The organism is Citricoccus sp., from assembly GCF_035445025.1.
Lineage (GTDB): Bacteria > Actinomycetota > Actinomycetes > Actinomycetales > Micrococcaceae > Citricoccus.
The window spans coordinates 46,468-65,734 of sequence record NZ_DAOMPX010000015.1; the positions used below are offsets into that span (position 1 = coordinate 46,468).

The 19,267-nt window shown below is 72.5% G+C and carries 22 protein-coding genes; 16 read left to right on the top strand and 6 right to left on the bottom strand.

All coding sequences use genetic code 11. From position 1 onward, the window contains the following. The first annotated feature begins 92 nt into the window (after window positions 1-92). The gene (gene ffh, locus PLJ28_RS06950) at window positions 93-1,682 is read left to right on the top strand and encodes a signal recognition particle protein (RefSeq protein WP_183524840.1); all 1,590 of its coding nucleotides are present in this window, start codon (window positions 93-95) and stop codon (window positions 1,680-1,682) included. A gap of 59 nt (window positions 1,683-1,741) precedes the next feature. On the opposite strand, the gene PLJ28_RS06955 is transcribed toward ffh, so the two are convergent. Next, the gene (locus tag PLJ28_RS06955; protein ID WP_183524843.1) at window positions 1,742-1,897 is read right to left on the bottom strand and encodes a hypothetical protein; all 156 of its coding nucleotides are present in this window, start codon (window positions 1,895-1,897) and stop codon (window positions 1,742-1,744) included. A gap of 276 nt (window positions 1,898-2,173) precedes the next feature. On the opposite strand from PLJ28_RS06955, the gene PLJ28_RS06960 reads away from it, so the two are divergent. From PLJ28_RS06960 to PLJ28_RS07030, 15 genes are all read left to right on the top strand, one after another. Next, window positions 2,174-3,124 carry a VOC family protein gene (locus PLJ28_RS06960; protein WP_183524846.1) on the top strand — a complete coding sequence of 317 codons (951 nt, stop codon included), beginning with the start codon at window positions 2,174-2,176 and terminating at the stop codon, window positions 3,122-3,124. Window positions 3,125-3,288: 164 nt separating this feature from the next. After that, window positions 3,289-3,735, top strand: coding sequence for a 30S ribosomal protein S16 (rpsP, locus tag PLJ28_RS06965; RefSeq protein ID WP_183524849.1), 447 nt, complete (start codon window positions 3,289-3,291; stop codon window positions 3,733-3,735). Window positions 3,736-3,737: 2 nt separating this feature from the next. Then, on the top strand, window positions 3,738-3,977 hold the full coding sequence (locus PLJ28_RS06970; RefSeq protein ID WP_029139284.1) for an RNA-binding protein: 240 nt from the start codon (window positions 3,738-3,740) through the stop codon (window positions 3,975-3,977). Between the two features lie 141 nt (window positions 3,978-4,118). Beyond that, window positions 4,119-4,676 (top strand): ribosome maturation factor RimM, encoded by a 558-nt coding sequence (gene rimM / locus PLJ28_RS06975; RefSeq protein ID WP_183524852.1) that lies wholly within the window; start codon window positions 4,119-4,121, stop codon window positions 4,674-4,676. Next, the gene (trmD, locus tag PLJ28_RS06980; RefSeq protein WP_183524854.1) at window positions 4,673-5,392 is read left to right on the top strand and encodes a tRNA (guanosine(37)-N1)-methyltransferase TrmD; all 720 of its coding nucleotides are present in this window, start codon (window positions 4,673-4,675) and stop codon (window positions 5,390-5,392) included. Before rimM ends, trmD begins: the two co-directional genes overlap by 4 nt. 243 nt (window positions 5,393-5,635) lie before the next feature. Continuing rightward, entirely contained in the window at window positions 5,636-6,010 is a 375-nt protein-coding gene (gene rplS / locus PLJ28_RS06985; RefSeq protein ID WP_010145118.1) for a 50S ribosomal protein L19, read from the top strand. A 118-nt stretch (window positions 6,011-6,128) separates the two neighbouring features. Next, on the top strand, window positions 6,129-6,734 hold the full coding sequence (gene lepB / locus PLJ28_RS06990) for a signal peptidase I (protein WP_183524856.1): 606 nt from the start codon (window positions 6,129-6,131) through the stop codon (window positions 6,732-6,734). 34 nt (window positions 6,735-6,768) lie between these two features. Beyond that, entirely contained in the window at window positions 6,769-7,509 is a 741-nt protein-coding gene (gene lepB / locus PLJ28_RS06995; RefSeq protein ID WP_183524858.1) for a signal peptidase I, read from the top strand. Continuing rightward, window positions 7,506-8,312: a ribonuclease HII gene (gene rnhB, locus PLJ28_RS07000; protein WP_255459413.1), complete on the top strand. Its 807-nt coding sequence runs from the start codon at window positions 7,506-7,508 to the stop codon at window positions 8,310-8,312. Before lepB (PLJ28_RS06995) ends, rnhB begins: the two co-directional genes overlap by 4 nt. Next, window positions 8,309-8,635 carry a DUF2469 domain-containing protein gene (locus PLJ28_RS07005; protein WP_183524860.1) on the top strand — a complete coding sequence of 109 codons (327 nt, stop codon included), beginning with the start codon at window positions 8,309-8,311 and terminating at the stop codon, window positions 8,633-8,635. Before rnhB ends, PLJ28_RS07005 begins: the two co-directional genes overlap by 4 nt. Window positions 8,636-8,750: 115 nt before the next feature. Continuing rightward, on the top strand, window positions 8,751-9,155 hold the full coding sequence (locus PLJ28_RS07010; protein WP_141566095.1) for a YraN family protein: 405 nt from the start codon (window positions 8,751-8,753) through the stop codon (window positions 9,153-9,155). Next, window positions 9,152-10,756, top strand: a complete 1,605-nt coding sequence (locus tag PLJ28_RS07015) for a YifB family Mg chelatase-like AAA ATPase (RefSeq protein WP_298045596.1) — start codon at window positions 9,152-9,154, stop codon at window positions 10,754-10,756. The genes PLJ28_RS07010 and PLJ28_RS07015 overlap by 4 nt, the downstream gene beginning before the upstream one ends. After that, window positions 10,753-11,997 (top strand): DNA-processing protein DprA, encoded by a 1,245-nt coding sequence (locus tag PLJ28_RS07020; RefSeq protein ID WP_298045594.1) that lies wholly within the window; start codon window positions 10,753-10,755, stop codon window positions 11,995-11,997. Before PLJ28_RS07015 ends, PLJ28_RS07020 begins: the two co-directional genes overlap by 4 nt. A 104-nt stretch (window positions 11,998-12,101) precedes the next feature. Continuing rightward, window positions 12,102-13,193 carry a tyrosine recombinase XerC gene (locus tag PLJ28_RS07025; protein WP_298045602.1) on the top strand — a complete coding sequence of 364 codons (1,092 nt, stop codon included), beginning with the start codon at window positions 12,102-12,104 and terminating at the stop codon, window positions 13,191-13,193. A gap of 233 nt (window positions 13,194-13,426) precedes the next feature. Continuing rightward, the gene (locus tag PLJ28_RS07030; protein ID WP_029139283.1) at window positions 13,427-13,930 is read left to right on the top strand and encodes a DUF3145 domain-containing protein; all 504 of its coding nucleotides are present in this window, start codon (window positions 13,427-13,429) and stop codon (window positions 13,928-13,930) included. 114 nt (window positions 13,931-14,044) lie between these two features. On the opposite strand, the gene fabF is transcribed toward PLJ28_RS07030, so the two are convergent. From fabF to PLJ28_RS07055, 5 genes are all read right to left on the bottom strand, one after another. Beyond that, the gene (fabF, locus tag PLJ28_RS07035) at window positions 14,045-15,292 is read right to left on the bottom strand and encodes a beta-ketoacyl-ACP synthase II (RefSeq protein ID WP_183524864.1); all 1,248 of its coding nucleotides are present in this window, start codon (window positions 15,290-15,292) and stop codon (window positions 14,045-14,047) included. A gap of 144 nt (window positions 15,293-15,436) precedes the next feature. Then, window positions 15,437-15,682 (bottom strand): acyl carrier protein, encoded by a 246-nt coding sequence (locus PLJ28_RS07040; protein WP_010145104.1) that lies wholly within the window; start codon window positions 15,680-15,682, stop codon window positions 15,437-15,439. A 105-nt stretch (window positions 15,683-15,787) separates the two neighbouring features. Beyond that, a complete protein-coding gene (locus PLJ28_RS07045) occupies window positions 15,788-16,843 on the bottom strand; it encodes a beta-ketoacyl-ACP synthase III (protein WP_298045591.1) in 1,056 nt (351 codons plus the stop codon). Window positions 16,844-16,898: 55 nt separating this feature from the next. Then, on the bottom strand, window positions 16,899-17,831 hold the full coding sequence (locus PLJ28_RS07050; RefSeq protein WP_298045589.1) for an ACP S-malonyltransferase: 933 nt from the start codon (window positions 17,829-17,831) through the stop codon (window positions 16,899-16,901). Between the two features lie 137 nt (window positions 17,832-17,968). Next, window positions 17,969-19,159 carry a PucR family transcriptional regulator gene (locus tag PLJ28_RS07055; RefSeq protein WP_183524871.1) on the bottom strand — a complete coding sequence of 397 codons (1,191 nt, stop codon included), beginning with the start codon at window positions 19,157-19,159 and terminating at the stop codon, window positions 17,969-17,971. Between the last annotated feature and the right edge of the window lie 108 nt (window positions 19,160-19,267).

The window sequence follows — 19,267 nt, forward strand, 5'->3', positions numbered from 1 at the left end:
CGCCGTCGTCGCCGGGAGCCGCCGCCCGCAGCATGATTCCCAGCGCGGGTCCTCCCGGGCCCGCACCGCACACCGAAGGAAAGTGCCCCGCCGTGTTCAACTCCCTGTCCGACCGCCTGGCCGCCACCTTCAAGAACCTGAAGGGCAAGGGGCGACTGTCCGAGGCGGACATCGACGCCACGGCCCGCGAGATCCGGCGGGCCCTGCTGGACGCAGACGTCGCCGTCCCGGTGGTGCGGGAATTCATCGGCCACATCAAGGAGCGCTCCCTCGGCGAGGAGGTCAGCCAGGCCCTGAACCCGGGCCAGCAGGTCGTCAAGATCGTCAACGACGAGCTGGTGAACATCCTCGGCGGCGAGACCCGCCGGCTGCACCTGGCCAAGAACCCGCCGACCGTCATCATGCTGGTGGGCCTGCAGGGCGCGGGCAAGACCACGCTGGCCGGCAAGCTCTCCCGGCACCTCAAGGGGCAGGGGCACACCCCGATGCTGGTCGCCGCCGACCTGCAGCGGCCCAACGCCGTGCGCCAGCTGCAGATCAACGGTGAGCGCGCCGGTGTCCCCGTCTTCGCCCCGCACCCCGGCGTCTCCAGTGAGTTCGAGGACGCCACGGGCGATCCGGTGCAGGTGGCCCGCGACGGCGTGGCCGAGGCCCGGGCCCGCTACAACGACATCGTGATCATCGACACGGCCGGCCGACTCGGCGTGGACCAGGAACTGATGCGCCAGGCCGCGGACATCCGTGCCGCCGTCCAGCCGGACGAGGTCCTGTTCGTCCTCGACGCCATGATCGGCCAGGACGCGGTGGCCACCGCACAGGCCTTCAACGAGGGCGTCGGCTTCACGGGCGTGGTGCTGTCCAAGCTCGACGGCGACGCGCGCGGCGGTGCCGCGCTCTCGGTGCGCTCGGTGACGGGCAAGCCGGTCATGTTCGCGTCCACGGGTGAGAACCTGGACGACTTCGAGGTGTTCCACCCGGACCGGATGGCCTCGCGCATCCTGGACATGGGCGACGTGATGAGCCTGATCGAGCAGGCCGAGCGCAGCTGGGACAAGGCCGAGGCCGAGAAGATGGCCCGGAAGTTCGTCGACCAGGAGGACTTCACCCTCGACGACTTCCTGGACCAGATGCAGCAGATCAAGAAGATGGGCTCGATGAAGAAGCTCCTGATGATGATGCCCGGGGCCCAGGGCATGCGTCAGCAGCTGGAGCAGTTCGACGACCGCCAGGTCGACCGGATCGAGGCCATCATCCGCTCGATGACCCCGCACGAGCGGGTGGCCCCCAAGATCATCAACGGTTCACGCCGGGCCCGCATCGCCCGGGGATCCGGGGTCCAGGTCTCAGAGGTCAACGGCCTGCTGGAGCGTTTCGGCCAGGCCCAGAAGATGATGAAGAAGATGGCCGCCGGCGGGGGCATGCCCGGGATGCCGGGAATGCCCGGTGGTGCCGGTGGCGCGCGCAAGGGGAAGGGCAAGGGCAAGAAAGCCAAGCCCCGTTCGGGCAACCCGGCCAAGGCCGCCCAGGAGATGCGCGAGCTGGAGGAGCGCCGGAAGCGCTCGGCCCCGCAGGTGCCGGGGTCGGCCTTCGGCCAGGGTGCCGACGGCGCGGGATTCGACCCGTCGTCGCTGAACCTGCCCAAGGGGTTCGAGAAGTACCTCGGCGGTGGCCCCGGGCAGTGACCCGGTGGCCCGGTCCGGGCGGGCCGGGCCGATGGGCCGGTTCCGGTGCGGACGGACGGTCAGCGCACGCCCTGGGCGCGGGTTGCCGGTTCCTGGTGGGGGTGCTGCCGCATGTACTCGTCGAGCACGTACACGATGGGCACCTCATGGGCCGCGGCGATGGACCGCAGGTCGATGACGGTGGCGTGGATGGGGATAGGCGGTAGGCCGCTCACGATGGTCCTCCTGGGGATAGGGGTGTCAGTGCCTCGGTGATGAGGCCTGCATCGCAGATGGCGGGATCCGGCGGACCGGTCTCGCCACCATTGAAGCCCGAGAACGCGGAGTTGGCCAGCAACAATGCGGCAACGGTGGGATCGCGGGGAGAGGGTCGTCACACCCGGGTCACGACGGAATAGTTGAAGCATCAACTGCGTTGTGAGGGGGGATGGCGCGGTTCCCGAGAGGGCCGGCGCCGGACCCCCGCAGCCGAGCAGATCCAGGAGCCCAGCATGTCCCTCACCGTTGACCCCGCGACCGCCTCACGGAACCACCGGCCCATCAGCGGCCGGCCCGTGGACGAGTTGCTGCCGTCCGGCCTGGCCATGGGCATGGTCACCCTGAGGACGGACGACGTCCCGCGGCTGCGTTCCTACTACGAGCAGGCCCTGGGCCTGGTGCCGGTGGCCGAGGACGGCCCCAACGTGGTCCTGGGCCGGGCCGGCGTCCCCCTGGTCGGCATCGAGGAGGCGCGGGGCCTGAAGCTTCCGGCCGAGGGTGAGGCCGGGCTGTACCACGTGGCCATCCTCTTCGAGCAGGCCGCCGACCTGGCCGCGACCGTGTACTCCGCCCTGCGCCACGACCCGACGAGGTTCGTGGGCAGCTCGGACCACTACGTCTCCGAGGCCTTCTACTTCCAGGACCCGGACAACAACGGCATCGAGCTCTACATCGACCGCCCGCGCGAGTCCTGGACCTGGCGCGCCGACGGCCAGGTGGAGATGGCGACCGTCTACCTGCCGTGGGACGGCTTCCTCGACACCCACCTCACGGAGGACGCCGTGGCGGGCCTGCGCACCACGCCGGCCTCGGTCGGTCACGTCCACCTGCAGGTCGGCGACGTGCACCAGGCCGAGGACTTCTACGTCGACGAGCTGGGCTTCGAGAGGACGACGACGCTGGGTTCGATGGCGCTGTTCGTCTCCGCCGGCGGGTACCACCACCACATGGCCATGAACACCTGGAATTCCACCGGCGTCGGGCCGCGCCGCAACACCCTGGGCCTGGGCAGCGTGGAGCTGACCCTGCCGCGGGGTGACGGCCTGGAGGCCGCCGAGGACCGGCTGAGGACCGCCGGGCGCGCCACGCGGCGCACCGACCGGGGCCTGGAGGTTCGCGACCCGTGGAACACCCTGCTGGTGCTCTCCGAGTCCGGCTCCGCGGACGCGCCCTCGTCCGAATAGGAGAATCCGCCGCGAATCTGGCAGAATGTACGGGTACTGAACCGCCGTCCGGGCGACCCTCTATCCACCGGACGGTCGTTCTGTCAGCAGGGCAGGGACCCGTGCCAACCCCACGGCCGGCTTCCGCGCTGCGCCCAGACTAAGAACCAGGAGCTACCACACCCGTGGCCGTTAAGATCCGTTTGAAGCGCTTCGGCAAGATGCGCGCACCGTTCTACCGTATCGTCGTCGCCGACTCCCGCACCCGCCGGGACGGCCGGGCGATCGAGGAGATCGGCAAGTACCACCCCACCGAGGAGCCCTCGTTCATCGAGGTCAACTCCGAGCGCGCCCAGTACTGGCTCTCCGTGGGCGCCCAGCCCACCGAGCAGGTCATGGCGCTGCTGAAGATCACCGGTGACTGGCAGAAGTTCAAGGGTCTGCCGGGCGCCGAGGGCACCCTGAAATCCCCCAAGGCCAAGGAGCCCTTCGTGGCCCCGCAGAAGGGCTCGGTCATCATCCCCGAGGCCATCACGCCCAAGAAGGACGCCGCTGAGGCCCCGGCCGAGGAGTCCGCCGAGGCTCCGGCCGAGGAGACCACCGAGGCCCCGGCCGAAGAGAAGTCTGAGTGACCATGCTGCAGGAGGCGCTGGAACACCTGGTCCGGGGAATCGTGGATTCGCCCGATGACGTCCAGGTGGACCTGCGCACCAACCGGCGCGGCGAGGTCCTCGAGGTCCGCGTGGACCCCGCGGACCTCGGCCGCGTCATCGGCCGCCAGGGCCGTACCGCCACCGCACTGCGCACCGTCCTGGACGGCCTGGCCGGCCACCCGGTCCGCGTGGACGTGGTGGACACGGACCGCCGCCGGTAGCCACCGGTCGGTCCCGCCCCGGCCCCTGCCGGTTGCATGACATGATGGCCCGTGTCCGGATCCGTCCGGGCGCGGGCCATTGCCGTCCCCGGGCCGGACCGTCCGGCCGCCCCCGCACCACCAGTGAGAGGAACCCGCGCCATGCCCGAGAGCACCACCAGCCCACAGGACAGCGTCCGGGTGGCACGGATCGGGAGGCCGCACGGCATCCGCGGTGACGTCACCGTCCAGCTCTACACGGACGACCCGGAATCGCGCTTCGTGCCCGGGGCCGTGCTCGAGGGGCGGAGGGGCTCCGGCGGCCGGGACGGGAACCTGACCGTCGTCCGGGCGCGCTGGAACAAGGACATCCTGCTGCTGGCCTTCGACGAGGTCACCGACCGCAACGGTGCCGAGGAGCTGCGCGGCACCGAGCTGTTCGCCGCCCCGGACGAGCCGGGGGAGGACGAGGGCTGGTACGAGGAGGACCTGATCGGCCTCTCCGTCGTCGTCGACGGTGCGCGCGTCGGTGCCGTGAGCGGCCTGGTCACCGGGGAGGTGCAGGACCTGCTGCAGGTGACGCTGGACTCCGGGGCCGAGGCCCTGGTGCCCTTCGTGGAGGAGATCGTGCCGGAGGTCGACCTCGATGCCGGCACCGTCACCCTGGACCCGCCGCCCGGGCTGCTGACCCTCAACGAGCAGGAGCCCGGACAGCCGTGAGGATCGACGTCGTCACCATCTTCCCGGAATACCTCTCGGCCCTGGACGTCTCGCTGATCGGCAAGGCCCGCCGCGACGGACTGCTGGACATCCACGTCCACGACCTGCGCGAGCACACCGTCGACCGCCACCGCACCGTGGACGACACCCCGTACGGCGGAGGCGCCGGCATGGTGATGAAGCCCGAACCGTGGGCGCTGGCGCTCGAGTCCATCGCCGAGGCCGGCCGCGCGGCCTCCCTGGACCGTCCCGTCCTGCTGGTCCCGACCCCCTCGGGCCGGCCGTTCCGTCAGTCCCTGGCCCAGGAGCTGTCCGGCGCGAGCCATCTGGTGGTGGCCTGCGGGCGGTACGAGGGGATCGACGAGCGGGTCTTCCACTGGGCGCGTGAGCTGTTCGACGTGCGCCTGGTGTCCCTGGGTGACTACGTCCTCAACGGCGGGGAGGTCGCCGCGCTGGCCATGATCGAGGCCATCGGTCGCCTGGTGCCCGGAGTGGTCGGCAACCCCGAGTCCCTCGTGGAGGAATCGCACAGCGACGGCCTGCTGGAGTACCCGGTCTACACCAAGCCCGCCTCCTGGCGCGGACACGAGGTGCCCGAGGTGCTGCTCTCGGGAGACCACGGACGGGTGGCCGCGTGGCGCCACGCCCAGCAGCTCGAACGTACCCGGGCCCGCCGCCCCGACCTCTTGCCCGCCGCGGAGGCCGACGCCGGCTGACGCCGGCCGCCGGCTGACGCCGGCTGGATGCCGGCCCGCGGATCTGGCATAATGGGCCGCTGTGTCAACTGGACATCCGACCTGCCACAGGGGGCGGATGCCGACAGTATGGCCAGCCGGCGCCCAGCAGGGGCAGACCGGTCGACAGCCTGGGCACGCCCATCCCGTCACCCCGCACCGGGGTCACGGCCGGCGCGCCACCGATCACGTGGATGACCTGTGGCGTCCACCAGGAGTATCAGCATGCATATCCTCGACTCCCTCGATGCCGCCTCGCTGCGCAACGACGTCCCCGACTTCCGTCCCGGTGACACCGTCAAGGTGCACGTGAACATCGTCGAGGGCAAGACCGCCCGCGTCCAGGTGTTCCAGGGCTTCGTGATGGGCCGCCAGGGCCACGGCGTCCGCGAGACCTTCCGCGTCCGCAAGGTCTCCTTCGGCGTCGGCGTGGAGCGCACCTTCCCGGTGAACTCCCCGGTCATCGACAAGATCGAACTCGTCACTCGCGGTGACGTGCGCCGCGCCAAGCTGTACTACATGCGCGACCGCCACGGCAAGGCCGCCAAGATCAAGGAGAAGCGCGACTTCGCGACCTCCAAGGGCAACAAGAAGGCCTGATCGGCCCCACGTGCCTGAGTCGCCGCGCACCGGGCGCCGGTCCCCGTCGGGGGGCCGGCGCCCTTCGCGTACCCCGGCCAGCGCCGACCGTCGTCGGGCCCCACGCTGGGCCCTGCCCGTGGCCGCGGTGGTCCTTGCGGCGGTGCTGGCCTCGGCCCTGCTGCGCAGCACCGTCGCGGAGCTGTACCTGATTCCCTCCGGTTCCATGGAGCCCCTGCTGCGCGAGGGGGACCGCATCAGCGTGGACCGGGAGGCCTATGCCTCGGCGCCGGTGGAGCGCGGCGACGTGGTCGTGGTGGACGGAGAGGGCAGCTTCGCCCCCTACGACTCCCGTCCGGCCCCGGTGCGATGGGGCGGCGACGCCCTGCAGTGGCTGGGGCTGGCCCCGGACACCACCGCCTACGTCAAGCGGGTGGCCGGCGTCGGGGGGGACACGGTGAGCTGCTGCACGGCGGCCGGACTGCTCGAGGTCGACGGCCGCCCGGTCCCCGAGTACTACCTGGCCGGACCGCCCCCGGCCTCCCGGATCGAGTTCACCGCCGAGGTCCCCGAGGGCCGGCTGTTCCTGCTGGGGGACAACCGCCACGCCTCCGAGGACTCGCGGTCCCTGCTCGGCGCCCCCGGCGGCGGGATGATCCGGGAGTCGATGGTCCTCGGCAGGGTCGATGCCGTCGTCTCGCCCCCCGGCCGCCGGGAGGACATTCCGGCGGGGGACGGGCGGTAGAGTGGACAGCCGGACCAGCGGAGAGGACAGCGAGATGGCCCAGGACAGCAGCGACGGAACGGCCACTCAGCCGTCCTCCGGTCGTCGGCTCTGGCTGGCCGTGCGCGAGATCGTCCTGATCGTCCTGATCACCATCCTGGCCTCGTTCCTGGTCAAGACCTTCCTGTTCCGCGCCTACTACATCCCCTCCGGTTCGATGGAACAGACCCTCCAGGTCAACGACCGGATCTTCGTCAACCTCCTGGTGCCCGGTCCCTTCGAGGTCGACCGGGGGGACGTCATCGTCTTCCAGGACACCAAGGGCTGGCTCGGTGAGCCGGTCCCGCAGCCCGCCAACCCGGTGCGCGAGGGCCTGGAATTCATCGGCCTGATGCCGGACTCCTCGGAGCAGCACCTGGTCAAGCGCATCATCGGCATGCCGGGGGACCGCGTGGAATGCTGCTCGGACACCGGCCAGCTGACGGTGAACGGAGAGCCCGTCGAGGAGCCGTACCTGCACCCGGGGTCAGCGCCCTCGGACATGCCCTTCGACGTCACTGTCCCGGAGGGGCACGTCTGGGTCATGGGCGACCACCGGGACGCCTCCGCCGATTCCCGCCTGCACCAGCAGGGACCCGGCAACGGCTTCATCAGCCTGGACGATGTCACCGGCCGCGCCGAGGTGATCGCCTGGCCCCTCAGCCGCTGGGGGGACGCCGGTGGCGACCGGGACGCCTTCGACTCCGTCCCCGAGCCAGACCCGGCGCTGACCGGAGCCGGCGGCGGGACGGAATGAGCACGACCCCAACCACCCGCACCGCCCGTCGGCCCGCACGCCGCCGGACCGTGACGATGCCCGGCCTGGACGTGGAGTCCTCGCTCGTCGCCACCCGGCTGGCAGGGGACACCGTCCCCGGGGCCCTGGTCGCCGGCATGGACGAGGTCGGCCGGGGAGCCCTGGCCGGACCGGTGAGCGTCGGCGTGGTGGTCGTGCGCCTTCCCGACGCCGGCCCCGTCCCCGGGGTGCGCGACTCCAAGGTCCTGAGCCCCGCGCGCCGTGAGGCGCTGGTCCCGCAGGTGCTCGCCTGGGCGGCCGCGGCCGCCGTCGGGCACGCCGAGCCGGCAGAGATCGACCGGTACGGGATCACCGCGGCCCTGGCCCTGGCCGGACGCCGGGCCTGGCACCGCGTGGTCCAGGACCTGGGGGCACCGCCGGACGTGGTGCTGCTGGACGGCCGGGACGACTTCCTGCCCAGGGCGCCGCTCGATGCGTGCCGCGCCCTGTCGGCCGGGCCGGGCCGGGTGCACCTGCAGGTCAAGGCCGATGCGACGTGTGCGACCGTGGCCGCCGCCTCCATCCTGGCCAAGGTCGAGCGGGACGGACTGATGATCCGGCTGGCCCGGGAACATCCCGTCTACGGCTGGGAGGGCAACAAGGGCTACGCCGCGGCCGGCCACCGCCAGGCCCTCATCGAGCGCGGTCCGAGCCCGCACCACCGGCTGAGCTGGCGGCTGGTGCCGGAGCCGGTGGCCGCCGAGCAGCCCGTCCTGTCATGGGACGTCCCCGGTGAGGGGACCGGGGGAGAATGGACGGCATGAGCGGCGACGAACTCGAGAACTACGAAGCCGAGATGGAGCTCCAGCTCTACCGGGAGTACCGGGACGTGGTCAGCCTGTTCCGCTACGTGGTGGAGACCGAGCGTCGGTTCTACCTGGCCAATGCCGTGGAGCTCACGGCGCGGTCCGAGGGCGGGGAGGTCTTCTTCGAGGTGCTCCTGGAGGACGCCTGGGTCTGGGACATCTACCGGACCGCCCGGTTCGTCAAGCGCGTGCGGGTCCTCAGCTTCAAGGACGTCAACGTCGAGGAACTGCCGCAGCGCGACGACCTCCAGTTGCCGCAGGACGGTCCGGCACTGGGCTGATCCGCTCCGCCCGCTCCTCCACATCCCGCCCCCTGCGGGTCTCCATCCCCAGTCGGGCCCTCCCGGGGCCCACACCGCCCCCGCCCGCGTCAGGCTGGGTGGTGGAGGTGGAGCAATGGAACACTCTGCAATGTCGCGCACCGGATCCGGGGCATCGGCGGCCCACACGGCGCTCGGCCGGTTCGGCGAGGACGTGGCCGCCCGGTGGCTCGAGGACCAGGGCTACCAGCTGGTCGACCGCAATTGGCGCGGCACGGGCGGTGAACTGGACCTCGTGGCGATCCACCAGGGCTGGTGGGTGGCCGTGGAGGTCAAGACCCGGCGAGGCACGGGGTTCGGCCACCCGTTCGAGGCGATCAGTCCCCGCAAGCTCAGACGCCTGTACCGGCTGGCGCACCAGTGGGGTGCGGCCCATCCGGAGGCGGGGAGGCTGGCGGGCTGGCGGGTGGACGCCGTCTCGGTGCTGCTGCCCTCCGGCGGGGGACTGAGCGTCGAGGTGCTCCGGGACGTCCGGCCATGAGCAGGACACCGGTCATGGGCCGGACCCTCGCCGTGGCCCTGACCGGCATGCACGGCCACCTGGTGGAGGTGGAGGCGGACATCGGCCAGACGCTGCCGGGGTTCGTCCTGCTGGGCCTGCCGGACCAGTCCCTGCAGGAGAGCCGGGACCGCATCAAGGCCGCCTCCCGGAACTCCGGACTGCCCCTCACCCGGCGGCACCTCACCGTGAACCTGGTGCCCGCGGCGCTGCACAAGCGCGGGCCGGGCTTCGACCTGGCCATCGTCATGGCCTCGTATGCCGCGGACGGCCAGGTGCGCCACGTCGACGGCGCCGTGTTCCTGGCCGAGCTGGGCCTGGACGGCCGGCTCCGCCACGCGCCGGGCATCCTGCCCAGCGTGATGGCCGCCGTGGACGCCGGTTACCCGGAGGTCGTCGTGGCCGAGGAGTCCGTGGACGAGGCCAGCCTGGTCCCCGGGGCACGGGTGCGGGGGTACAGGACGCTCCATGACGTCATCCGTGCCTTCGGTGGCGTCCCGGAGGCGCCCCCGCTCACCGCCGTGATGCCCCCGGGGCCGGCGGCCCCGGTCGAGGACCGACCGGGCACGGGTGCGGACGCCGCGGACGGGGCTGGGACCTGGGCCGGTGCGGCCGCGGACCTGGCCGACGTCTCGGGGCAGTACGAGGCACGGTTCGCCCTGGAGGTGGCGGCGGCCGGGGCCCACCACCTGTTCCTGGAGGGCAGTCCGGGTGCCGGCAAGACGATGCTGGCCGAACGGCTCCCCGGGATCCTGCCGCCCCTGGACGACCGCACGGCACTGGAGGCCACCGCGGTGCGGTCCCTGGGCGGGGGAGCCCGGGAGGCGACGGGCCTGGTCCGCAACCCGCCGTTCCAGTCTCCCCACCACTCGGCCTCCATGGCCTCGCTGGTCGGGGGCGGCTCCGGGGTGGCGCGGCCCGGGGCGGCATCCCTCGCCCACGGCGGGGTGCTGTTCCTGGACGAGGCCCCCGAGTTCGACCGGCGTGTCCTCGACGCCCTGCGCCAGCCGCTGGAGTCCGGGACGGTCACCCTGCACCGTTCCGGCGGGACGGTGCGCTACCCGGCCCGGTTCCAGCTCGTGCTGGCGGCCAACCCCTGCCCGTGCGGGTGGGGAGCCGGCCGCGGGAGCCGGTGCCGGTGCACCTCTCTCCAGCGCCGGCGGTATTCCGGCCGCTTGTCCGGTCCGTTGCTGGACCGCGTGGACATCCAGGTGACCGTGCCCGCCGTGGATGCCTCGGCACTGACCTCGGGTCCGGCCGGGGAGGACTCGGCCACCGTGCGCGGGCGCGTGCTGGCGGCCGTGCGGCGGCAGCACGAGAGGCTGGCCCCGCTGGGGCTGACCCGCAACGCGCACGCTCCCGCCACCCTGCTGAGGGACGGCCCGCTGGCCGTGGACCCGCGAGCGCGCGCCGCCGCGGATGCCGCCGTGGACCGGGCCGAGCTCACCGCACGAGGTCACGCGCGGGTCATGCGCCTGGCCTGGACGGTCGCCGACCTGCGGGGCGCGGACCGGCCGGGGGCCGGGGACGTGGACACGGCCCTGTACCTGCGCCGCCGCACCGAGGGTGAGGAGGCCGCGTGAGCACCGAACGGGCCGGACACGCCGAGCGCATCGCCCGGGCCGCCCTCACCCGGTTGGTGGACCCCGGGGACGTCCTCGGCCTGTCCGCGGTCCGGGTATGGGGTGCCGTGCGGGCCCTCGACCTCCTCACCGGACGGGACCAGCCGAGCGCGGACGAGCGCCAGGAACTCTCCCTGTCCGTGCAGTCCGCCGGGACCCCGCTGACGAGCCGGGGCTGGCGGAACGGGCGGGAGCGCTGGAACGCCCGGTCGGGGACGCTCGCCCCGGAACGCGACCTGGAGACACTGCACCGCCTGGGCGGCGGCCTGCTCATCCCCGGCGACCCGGGGTGGCCCCCGGCCGTCGAGGACCTCGGGCCGGCGGCACCCGTGGCGCTCTGGTACCGCGGGACCGGGGGGATGCCCCGGGCGGAGAGGACCCTGGCCGTCGTCGGCAGTCGGGAGGCGAGTGCCTACGGACGGACGGCGACCCGCATGCTGACCGGGGGGATCGGTGCACGGGGGATCACGGTGATGTCCGGTGGCGCCTACGGGATCGACGCCCTCGCCCACCAGACGGCCCTGGGCTCCGGCACGGGGGAACCCGCCACGGTCGCCGTACTGGCCGGCGGACTCGACCGCTTCTACCCCGCCGGCAACGAACAGCTCCTGCGGGACGTCGCCTCGAGTGGACTGCTGCTGTCCGAGATGTCCCCGGGGACCAGCCCCACCCGGCACCGCTTCCTCCAGCGCAACAGGCTCATCGCCGCGCTGTCCGGGGCCGTGCTGGTGGTCGAGGCCCGCTGGCGATCCGGCGCGCAGAACACCGCGGGCCATGCACTCGGACTGGGCCGCGACCTCGGTGTGGTGCCCGGCCCCATCACCTCGGCCACCTCGGCCGGGTGCCACCGCCTGCTGCGGGAGTCGCCGGCGGTGATCGTCACCCAGGTCGAGGAGGCCCTGGAACTGCTGCCCGGAGGCCTGGTGGCCGGATCCGGTCCGGGCACACCGGGGCAAAGGACCCCGGGGACCGGGCCCTCCGGTGGATCCGGTGGCGCAGCGGACGACCGGCCGCATGACCACCTGACCGTGGAGGAGCTGCTGGTGTACGAGGCGTTGCCGATGCGCAACGCGGCACCGGTGGACCGGCTCTGCTCGGTGGCCGGGCTGGGTCCCGGGACCGTCCTGGGAGTGCTCCAGAAGCTGCACCGTCAGGGTCTGGCCGACCAGCAGGCGGCCGGGTGGCGGCGGCGATCCGGCTAGTCCGGACCTGTCGGTGGCAGAGTGGGACCATGTCCGCCACGCCAGATGCCGCCACCCCGGAACGCTCCCGCCCGCCACGGCTGTCGCAGCGGGATCGGTCCTGGGTGGAGGGGTTCGCCGAGTATCTGGTGCATGAGCGGAACCGGTCCCCGCAGACCGTCCGCGCCTACGTCTCGGATCTCGAGGGACTGGTCCGGGACATCGCCGGGCACGCGGGGCTGCCGGTCCAGGACGGTGCCCTGCCGGACGTCCTGGGGGAGATCGACCTGCCGGACCTGCGCGGGTGGCTCGGACGCCTGGCTCTCGCCGGGCGGTCGCGTTCCACGCTGGCACGGAAGGGGGCCTCCGTGCGCGTCTTCATGGCCTGGGCGGTGCGCGAGGGGCACCTGGACCAGGACCCGTCACTCCGGCTGACCTCCCCGAAACGGACCGGCACCCTGCCGGATGCCCTCAGCGCCGACCAGGCCGGACGGCTGCTGGACGCCGCGGGCCAGGCCGCAGGGGCAGGAGGGGGTCGGGCCGCGGGGCAGGAACCACACCGGACCGCGGGACAGGCCACTCAACGGGCGGCAGACCGACCACCCGGGCCCGGCCCGGGGCGGGCGCGGGCTGAGGAGGCGCAGGTCACGCACCGCTCGGGACACCTCACCGTCGAAGAGGCCCGCCGTCGCGCCGTCGCGATGCGTGACGCCGCGATCCTCGAACTGCTCTACGCCACGGGCCTGCGGGTCTCGGAACTGGCCGGACTGGACCGCGCGGACGTGGACCATGAGCGGCGCACCCTGAGGGTCACCGGCAAGGGCGGCAAGCAGCGCACCGTGCCCTTCGGGGTGCCGGCCGGGACCGCCCTGGGCCGGTGGCTGGACCAGGGCCGGCGACACCTGGCGGAGGCCACGGGTTCCGAGGGGCCTCGCCACGAGGACCCGCTGTTCCTCGGCGTGCGCGGGGGGCGCCTGGGCGTGCGCCAGATCCGGGAGATGGTGAACACCTCCCTGGCCGCCCTGGGGGACACCTCCGCCAGCGGGCCACACGTGCTGCGCCACACGGCCGCCACCCATCTGCTGGACGGCGGCGCAGACCTGCGCAGCGTGCAGGAGCTGCTGGGCCACTCCTCGCTGCAGACCACCCAGCTCTACACCCACATCTCCATCGAACGGCTGCGCGAAGGATACCGCCAGGCACATCCGCGGGCGTGAAGCGTCGACCGGCGGGTCGCCCACACCGCGGTATTGGCCCACGTGACGTCGATGATGCACAATGGTGCGGAGGAGCACACGAGGGACAATCGCAAGGCTGACCTCGGACGCTTTCCGAGAACTGAACATCGAGAGGACATGCGGCGCTGGTCGCATCCTCCGGGAGCCGGAACAGGCTCCCCCGCCTGTGGGGTCGTTGGGGAAGACGTACCGCACAGCACTGGGAGGAACGTATGTCTGAAACCATGGTCCGTGGAATTCTGTACATCCACTCGGCCCCTGCCGCACTGTGCCCCCACATCGAGTGGGCCGTGGGGTCGGTTCTCGGTGCGCAGGACCGCCTGGAATGGTCGGCGCAGCCGGCCGCCCAGGGAGCCTACCGTGCCGAGATCGGGTGGACGGCAGCCCAGGGCAGCGGTGCCCGGTTGGCCTCGGCGCTGCGGGGATGGGCCCACCTGCGGTACGAGATCACCGAGGAGGCCTCGCCGGGCTGCGACGGCAGCCGCTGGTCCCACACCCCCGAACTGGGCATCTTCCATGCCACCACGGACGTCACCGGCAACATCATGGTCTCCGAGGACCGGATCCGGTACGCCTACGAACAGGCCAACGGCGATCCCTCGGCCGTCTTCCACGAACTCAGCCTGGCCCTGGGTGAGGCCTGGGACGAGGAGCTCGAGCCCTTCCGCCAGGCCGCCGACGGCGCCCCGGTGCGCTGGCTGCACCAGGTCGGCTGACCGACCGCACCCCACCACCCCTTCCAGTCACGACGAGGCCCGCCAGGTGATCCTGGCGGGCCTCGTCGTGTGTGCCGGTCGGCGGATGTGCCGGACCGTCCGGTCGCGGCGGGATCAGACGCTGCGGAAGACGGAGACGGCGTTGTGGCCGCCGAAGCCGAAGGAGTTGTTCACGGCGACCCGCTGGCCCTCGGGGAGCTGGCGGGGGGTCCCGGTCACCACGTCCAGCGGGATCTCGGGGTCCTGGTTCTCGAGGTTGATCGTCACCGGCGCCTGGCCGTGGTAGACCGCCAGGACCGAGAGGACGGACTCGATGGCCCCGGAGGCGCCCAGCAGGTGACCGGTCTGGCTCTTCGTGGCCGAGACGGGCACCGCGTCGAGATGCCCGGCGAACACGGACTTCATCGCCAGGTACTCCGGCCGGTCACCCACCGGGGTCGAGGTCGCGTGGGCGTTGACGTGGCTGACGTCCTCGGGGGAGGCCCCGGCGGACTCGAGGGCTGCCCGGAGGGCACGGGCGGCACCCAGGCCCTCCGCCTCCGGAGCGGTGATGTGGTAGGAGTCCGAGGTCACGCCCGAGCCCGCCAGTTCGGCATAGATCCGGGCGCCGCGGGCCCGGGCATGCTCCTCGGACTCGATCACCAGGGCACCGGCGCCCTCGCCGAGCACGAAGCCGTCGCGGTCGCTGTCGTAGGGGCGGGAGGCGCGCTCCGGTTCGTCGTTGCGACGGGAGAGCGCCTGCATGGCCGCGAAGGCGGCGATCGGCAGCGGGTGGATGGCGGCCTCGGTGCCCCCGCAGACCACCACGTCGGCCTGACCACTGCGGATCAGCTGGAGGGCCAGGTCCATGGCCTCGGTGCCGGACGCACAGGCCGAGACGGGGGTCCGGGCGCCGGCGCGCGCACCGAGGTCCAGGCTGATCGCGGCCGCGGGCCCGTTGGGCATGAGCATGGGCACGGTCATCGGCAGCACGCGGCGCGGACCCTTGTTGCGCAGGGTGTCCCAGCCGTCCAGCAGGGTCCAGACGCCGCCGATGCCGGTGCCGAAGGCCACGGCGAAGCGATCCGGGTCCACGGTGCCCTCACCGGTCAGGCCGGCGTCTGCCCAGGCCTCGCGGGCGGCGACCACGCCGTACTGCGTGGTGGGGTCCATCCGCTTCATCTCGACCTTGGTGAGCGAGTCGGCCACGGGCGAGCTCAGCTGGGCGGCGAACGTCACCGGCAGCTCGTACTCGGCGACCCAGTCCTGTTCGAGGGGGCGGGCACCGGGCGTTCCGGCCAGGGCGTTCCGCCACAGGGTGGGGACGTCGCCGCCGATCGGTGTCGTGGCACCGAGCCCGGTGATCACGGCTGTGCGGTTCATGTGTCTGCCTTCGGTCGTCAGGGTCGGTGGACCCGGAAAGTGATTCGGGGCCGGCTGGGTCGCAGGCGGCCGGGGTGGTGGCGACGGCCGGTCAGGGGGTCTGGTCCACTGGGGACTGGACCCCCTGACCGCGGCCGGCCGGTGTCAGGCCTGTGCGGCCGCGATGAACTCGACGGCGTCGTTCACGGTCTTGAGGTTCTTGACTTCCTCGTCCGGGATCTTGACGTCGAACTTCTCCTCGGCGTTGACCACGATGGTCATCATGGAGATGGAGTCGATGTCCAGGTCATCGGTGAAGGACTTCTCCAGCTGGACCTCTTCGGTCTCCAGGCCGGTCTCCTCGTTGACGATCTCGGCCAGTCCGGCGAGGATCGCTTCCTTGTCTGCCATGTCAGGCTCCTTTCGGGACGCACTCGTCCACTGGGGTGGTAATCGGTGGTGTTCGGGATACTCCGTCGTCCGGCGGACGAGGAGGTCTGTGGGGCGGTCCCGGGCTCAGGGGAGCCGGACCACCTGGGCGCCGTAGACGAGCCCGGCGCCGAAGCCGATCTGCAGGGCCAGGCCGCCGCTGAGGGAGGGGTCCTCCTCGAGGACGCGGTGCATCGCCAGCGGGACCGAGGCTGCCGAGGTGTTGCCGGTCTCCTTGATGTCCCGGCCGATGGTGACCGTGTCCGGGATCTTGAGCTGCTTGGCCAGCTCGTCGATGATCCGCTCGTTGGCCTGGTGGGGCAGGAAGGCCGCCAGGTCGCCCGGGGCGACGCCGGCCTTGTCCAGGGCCTCCTGGGCCACCTTGGCCATGGACCAGACCGCCCAGCGGAACACGCTGGGGCCGTCCTGGCGCAGGGTCGGCCAGAGCCTGTCCTCGGGGTTCGTCAGGGCCGAGGTGTCCCCGGTCCGCCGCGCGGTCTCGGCGGCGTCGCGCAGGTCCAGCAGGGACCGGGTCATGCTCACGGTGTCCCAGCGCTCCCCGTCCGAACCCCACACGCTGGGAGCGATCCCGGGCTCGTCGGACGCGGCGATCACGACGGCGCCGGCGCCGTCGCCGAGGATGAAGGAGATCGAGCGGTCGGTCTCGTCGATGATGTCCGAGAGCTTCTCGGCCCCGACCACCACGACGTTGCGCGCCATGCCGGAACGGACCAGGGCATCGGCCTGGGCCACGCCGTAGCAGTACCCGGCGCAGGCGGCGGAGATGTCGAAGGCCGGTGCCGGGGTCGCGCCGAGGTTGTGGGCCAGGGCGGCGGCCACGGAGGGCGTGGCATAGGGGGAGGTGACGGTGGAGACGATGACGGCGTCGATGTCCGCTCCGGTCAGCCCGGCCTTCTGCACGGCCTCCTGGGCGGCCTCGGTGGCCAGGTCGAGCAGGGAGGTCTCGGCGTCGGCGCGCCGGCGGGTGACGATGCCGGTGCGCTTCTGGATCCACTCGTCCGAGGAGTCGATGGGACCGGCGATGTCGTCGTTGGTCACCACCAGGTTGCCGCGCGCGGCCCCGACGGACAGGATCCGGCTGCCGGTGGCCGGCACGTACTGGTTCAGGGTGGGGGTGGTCATCTGGTCCTCGACGTTCTGCTGGAGGTCTGGGCGTGCGGTGCGGGCGGGAGCCCGGTCACTCGTGGGTGGTGGTGTGCTCGGCGATGAACGCCCGGGCGGCGTCCAGGTCCTCCGGGGACTTCAGCGCGAGCGTGGGCGTGCCCTTCAGGGCGCGCTTGGCCAGTCCGGTCAGGGTGCCGCCGGGCAGCAGTTCCAGGATGCCGGTCACGCCGGAGGCCTGCAGGGTCTGCATGCACAGGTCCCAGCGCACGGGGCGGGTGACCTGGTCCACGAGCCGGTCCACGACCTCCCGTCCGGATCCCACGGCCTCGCCGTCGCGGTTGGACAGCAGCGTCACGGCAGGATCGGCGGGGGACAGCCCGTCGGCGAAGGCCTTCAGGTCCGGCACGGCCGTGGCCATGTAGGGGGTGTGGAAGGCACCGGCCACCTTCAGGGCGATGACGCGGGCCTTGGCCGGCGGTTCGGCCGCCAGGGCGGCCAGGGACTCCAGCGAGCCGGCGGCGACGGTCTGGCCGCCGCCGTTGGCATTGGCCGGGACGAGCCCGTGGGCTGCGAGCGCGGCGAGCACCCCGTCCGGATCGCCACCGAGCACCGCGGACATGCCGGTCGGCTCGGCGGCCGCCGCGGCGGCCATGCCGGTGGCACGGATGCGGACGAACTCGAGGGCCTCGGCGGCGGGCAGCACGCCGGCCAGCGCGGTGGCGGTGATCTCGCCGACGGAGTGCCCGGCCGCGACCCACCCCTGTGCGGGCAGATCCTTCAGGCCGAGGGCACGGGCGGAGAGCAGGCCGGCCGCCACGATGAGCGGCTGGGCGACGGCGGTGTCCTTGATGGTCTCCTCGTCGGAGACGGTGCCGTGGCCGGTCAGGTCGACGCCGGTGGCCGTGGACCACTCGGCCAGCAGGCCGGACATCCCGTCCAGTTCCAGCCAGGGCGCCAGGAACCCGGGGGTCTGGGAGCCCTGTCCCGGGCACACGATTGCAAGCATGCCCTCTACTGTGTCAAAACCGTGACCTGGTTCCGGGGCGGTAGCGGTACCAAGCTCTGCGCGTCGTTTTGGAGGTTTCCTACAAAAGCCATGGGCCGCTCCCGCCGCCCGGCCGGGGCACCCGCGGCGGTTCGTCGCTAGCCTGCCTCGTCAGGAGGGTATAGCCGGCCCACCGCGAGCGCGGTCTGCAGCACGTAGGCGTCCCGCGGGTTCAGGGGGTCCCAGCCGGTGATCTCGCTGACCCGGCGCAACCGGTAGCGCACCGTGTTGGCGTGGATGAACAGCTCCCGGGCGGTGCCCTCCAGGGAATGACCCAGCTCGCAATAGGTGTCCACGGTCTCCAGCAACGAGTTGCCGGCGGCCCGCAGGGGGGCGTGGACCCGCTGCACCAGCGTCTCGACGGCGGTCCGGTCGCCGTTCAGCGCGCGCTCCGGCAACAGGTCCTGGGCGTGGGTGGGCCGCAGGGCGCGCGGCCAGGCGGCGGCCGCGGCCAGTCCGGCCAGGGCCTCCCGGCCGCTGCGGTGCGCTTCCACGAGGGAATCGGTCACCGGGCCGTAGACCACGGGCCCCTCGCCGAACCAGGGACTCAGGGCACCGGCCGCCCGGGTGGGGTCGCTGACCCCGCCGAGCACCAGCACGAGCCGTTCGGCCTGGACGCCGACCAGGATGTCGAATCCCGAGCGCGCGGCGGTGCGCCGCATCCCGGACAGCCGGGTGGGCAGCTCCGCCTCCGGAGTCCGGCCGGCCATGACCATGACGGAGTTCCCGCCCTTCCAGCCCGCGGCCGCGGCCCGGGAGAGGATCTCGTCCGGTCCCTCCCCGCGCAGCACGGCGTCGAGCAGCACCGCCTCGTTGCGGCTGTCCCAGGCGCCCCGGGTCTCCGCGGCGCGGGCATAGACGTCGGCCAGGGCGAAGGCGATCTCCCGGGAGTACCGCAGCACCGCCTCGCGAACCAGGGTCTGGTCGCGGTCCTGCACGATGCCCGGCACCTGGGCCTCGACCACGTCGACCACGGTGCGGATCAGCTGCAGGGCCCGCTGCAGGCTGATCGAGCGGGTCAGTTCGGTGGGCGCCCCGCCGAACACCTCGCCGAGCACCGTGGTCATGGTGGTGGAGGGCCGCTCGAACCAGGACAGGAACCCGGTCAGGCCGCGCTGGGCGATCAGCCCCAGGGAGGACCGCTCGTCCGGGGTGAGCTGACGGTACCAGGGCAGCGTGTTGTCCAGCCGCTGCAGGGTGGCGGTGTTGAGTGCCCCCAGGTGGGCCCGGAGACGGCGCAGGGACTCCTCGGAGACCTTGCGGGGTGGGGTGATGCGCGTCTCGGACATGCTGACGAGCATAGGCGGGACCGGCGCCGCCGGGCGGCCCGTGACCGGCTCGTCGTTGTGGGGAACCGACAACGACGGCGGCCGGTGAGGTGCGCTGTGCACCTCACC

What these genes read in the sequence shown, in the direction of transcription:
- PLJ28_RS07055 (WP_183524871.1), bottom strand. Translation starts at nt 19,159, where the DNA reads ATGTCCGAGACGCGCATCACCCCACCCCGCAAGGTCTCCGAGGAGTCC.
- rimM (WP_183524852.1), top strand. Translation starts at nt 4,119, where the DNA reads ATGCCCGAGAGCACCACCAGCCCACAGGACAGCGTCCGGGTGGCACGG.
- fabF (WP_183524864.1), bottom strand. Translation starts at nt 15,292, where the DNA reads ATGAACCGCACAGCCGTGATCACCGGGCTCGGTGCCACGACACCGATC.
- PLJ28_RS07010 (WP_141566095.1), top strand. Translation starts at nt 8,751, where the DNA reads ATGGAACACTCTGCAATGTCGCGCACCGGATCCGGGGCATCGGCGGCC.
- PLJ28_RS06960 (WP_183524846.1), top strand. Translation starts at nt 2,174, where the DNA reads ATGTCCCTCACCGTTGACCCCGCGACCGCCTCACGGAACCACCGGCCC.
- lepB (WP_183524858.1), top strand. Translation starts at nt 6,769, where the DNA reads ATGGCCCAGGACAGCAGCGACGGAACGGCCACTCAGCCGTCCTCCGGT.
- PLJ28_RS07045 (WP_298045591.1), bottom strand. Translation starts at nt 16,843, where the DNA reads ATGACCACCCCCACCCTGAACCAGTACGTGCCGGCCACCGGCAGCCGG.
- rnhB (WP_255459413.1), top strand. Translation starts at nt 7,506, where the DNA reads ATGAGCACGACCCCAACCACCCGCACCGCCCGTCGGCCCGCACGCCGC.
- rplS (WP_010145118.1), top strand. Translation starts at nt 5,636, where the DNA reads ATGCATATCCTCGACTCCCTCGATGCCGCCTCGCTGCGCAACGACGTC.
- PLJ28_RS06970 (WP_029139284.1), top strand. Translation starts at nt 3,738, where the DNA reads ATGCTGCAGGAGGCGCTGGAACACCTGGTCCGGGGAATCGTGGATTCG.
- PLJ28_RS07040 (WP_010145104.1), bottom strand. Translation starts at nt 15,682, where the DNA reads ATGGCAGACAAGGAAGCGATCCTCGCCGGACTGGCCGAGATCGTCAAC.
- PLJ28_RS07015 (WP_298045596.1), top strand. Translation starts at nt 9,152, where the DNA reads ATGAGCAGGACACCGGTCATGGGCCGGACCCTCGCCGTGGCCCTGACC.
- PLJ28_RS07005 (WP_183524860.1), top strand. Translation starts at nt 8,309, where the DNA reads ATGAGCGGCGACGAACTCGAGAACTACGAAGCCGAGATGGAGCTCCAG.
- PLJ28_RS07050 (WP_298045589.1), bottom strand. Translation starts at nt 17,831, where the DNA reads ATGCTTGCAATCGTGTGCCCGGGACAGGGCTCCCAGACCCCCGGGTTC.
- PLJ28_RS07030 (WP_029139283.1), top strand. Translation starts at nt 13,427, where the DNA reads ATGTCTGAAACCATGGTCCGTGGAATTCTGTACATCCACTCGGCCCCT.